At 36.7% G+C, this 2,480-nt stretch carries 3 protein-coding genes; 1 reads left to right on the forward strand and 2 read right to left on the reverse strand.

Annotated features, from left to right (window positions below):
- Nucleotides 1-175: 175 nt before the first annotated feature.
- The gene (locus tag KKA81_17225; GenBank protein ID MBU2652671.1) at nt 176-580 is read left to right on the forward strand and encodes a hypothetical protein; all 405 of its coding nucleotides are present in this window, start codon (nt 176-178) and stop codon (nt 578-580) included.
- Here KKA81_17225 and KKA81_17230 read toward each other — a convergent pair.
- Both KKA81_17230 and KKA81_17235 read right to left on the reverse strand, forming a co-directional pair.
- A complete protein-coding gene (locus KKA81_17230; GenBank protein ID MBU2652672.1) occupies nt 577-1,734 on the reverse strand; it encodes a hypothetical protein in 1,158 nt (385 codons plus the stop codon). The genes KKA81_17225 and KKA81_17230 overlap by 4 nt on opposite strands.
- Nucleotides 1,735-1,757: 23 nt before the next feature.
- On the reverse strand, nt 1,758-2,480 hold a 723-nt coding region (locus KKA81_17235), incomplete at its 5' end, for a hypothetical protein (protein ID MBU2652673.1).

The following is a 2,480-nucleotide window of genomic DNA, read 5'->3' on the forward strand; positions in this document are numbered from 1 at the left end:
AAACAAGAAGAAAGAGAGAAGAAGAAGAAGAAATAATAGCCCAAGATTCGGGGGAAGTTTGCCCCGAACCAATAGATTCCGACTACGACAGCGAGGAATTCGACAGTAATTTAATGGAAATCGAGTCAAGCGGTGAATAAAAATGTAAACTAATTAAATAAATATATTTTAAACAATGGCAACACGTACTGTTAAGTCCGAAAATAAAGAAAACACCTATGTTTTAACTGCAGGAACGTACAATTTAAACACACAAATACTAAGAGAATATGCAAAAATATTGAAATATGAAAATAAAAGCGATGAGGGAACGGTTCAAGCTATGGCATACCTTTACTGTGCTAAAGCTCTTGGTAAAACAAATTGCCAAACCACTCTGGCAGAGTGCGATGAAAAGATAAAGGCACATTTACAATATCCAGAAAATGTGTACAACACTGTGGAATACGAAACATATGCTGCACATTTACTGGAAAACATGATAAAGCACAAGTTAATACCAGATCAAAAGGAATTTGACGAAGTTGTAAACAGATGTATTGGAAACTTAAAAAAATTTGTAACGACTATAAATGATTAACTATTGAGTTGCATATCACCTCTATTTGTTGCTTTTCTTGCACGAGCTGATCGCCTAACTTCTTCTGTAGGTTGAAAGCGTACAGTTGGTTGCCTATTTCTTTGACTACGACCTATTGGCATACTCCAAGCAGACAGGTAGCCTATCTTTTGTTTTTTCAAATGATATCTTTCCATTATCTTTTTGTGTTTGGGCCAATCATATGTAACTTTACCAGCAGTTATTTTGTTTACTTCTTCTATCATTTTCTGTATATTTGCTTTAAGACCCATTGCATATTCCATCGAACGTTTAACAAACCTTATTAATATACAATCATAAGATTTTCCAGCGGCATCATTAGTAAGTAGAGGTTTTTTAATTTGGTTAATAACAGCTTCGTTTCTGAAAGCTGCTAAAGCTTGGCCAACAACCGTGTTTATTTCAACTGGATTTGCAACTTTCTTACTCACTCGCACTTTAACTGGTTCTGCACGCGGTGATGGTGGCGGACTTATTTCCACTTCTTCTTCTTCTTCATCATGTACTGGACTTGGAGGATGTTGTTGAGCGCCCCTAGAAATTCTTGTTGCACCATGCTGTCTTAAATGCCGGCCAAAGTGAACAGGAATATCTTCATCTTCTATTTCACGCTCTTCTGCAATTTCAACAAAATCATCTGCAAGTTGTGCGAAACTGTTTTCTGGTACATCGCCATCTGGGTGTAAATGTGCCTCAGTGTGTAATCTATATACTTCCCTAAGTATTGGTACAATTTTAGCTCTTCTTGCCAAATTGCGAAAACGGTCTTCTGGAGTTCTGCTAATACTGCCTCGCATTCTTGCCATATTAGTTTTCCACCGACCTCTGTTTTTAAATATTTTTATTTGTCGAGCAGTTAAAGGTTTACCAATTTTCCTTTTTCTCTGCTTTAAATATGCACGTTCATCACTGCGATGAGGTTGGCCTAGTTTTGCAGTTATTTTAAGTTTGCCATTGTGTTTGCCAATATAAACTATGCCATGAACTTCAAATTGAAGACCAGCAACTTCAGCAACTTTAGGCCTATTAACCCTCTTTCTAAACCTGTTATGCATATATACAAAGGCATTATCAAGGCCATGTAAAATAAGTTCAGAAATTTCTGGTGGATCTGTTACCCGCTCTTCTGCCATTGTTACAAACTAATGTTAGACTTTTATTGTAATCTTTCTATCTTTACAGAATTAGTTATTGTTTCTACAAGTTTTGGTTTGTAGCCATGTGGCATTGAAGTAGGAGGGGCTTTCAAATCCAAGAGACCCATATATGTGTCCGAAAATTCTTTAAGTTCTTTACATATATAACGCCATATACCAGCGTTTGGTATAACTGAAATACGAAATACTATTAATGGCTGATCCACGCGATAAATACAGAAAAGGCCGTATACTGAATGTGTTGCCATAATTTCTGCAATAACTTGAACTAGGTGATGCGATTTTGGATATGTATAATGTGATGTGTAAGGGCATTTAAATTCTACACAAATCCTGCCCCCAGATGATAACACGCAAATAAGTTCGCTTCTCCAGCAATCCAGGCTAGTGTTATTTGCATACATCTTTACAAAGTTGCTCTCTGTAGATATCGCATCGGGTGTAGCATAAACAGGTAAACCAATTGTTTTATATGCAGTTGTATTGGCTACAAAAAGGTTCGGCATGCCTTTAAATTTCAAACTTATAACTTTGTTGAGTTCTGCTAAAGCATCATTTTCATGTTGTTCACCATGTTTCATTGCCATTTTAGCAAACTCCTCTGTTGGCTTTGGATAGGGAAGTTCATGGGTAAAGGCAAATTGTGGGCAACAGTGCCATATACGTTCTATCCATGCCCAATATCTTGATTTATAACCTATACCAAGAAAATCGGCTAACTG

It is taken from the genome of Bacteroidota bacterium (assembly GCA_018831055.1).
Classification (GTDB): domain Bacteria; phylum Bacteroidota; class Bacteroidia; order Bacteroidales; family B18-G4; genus M55B132.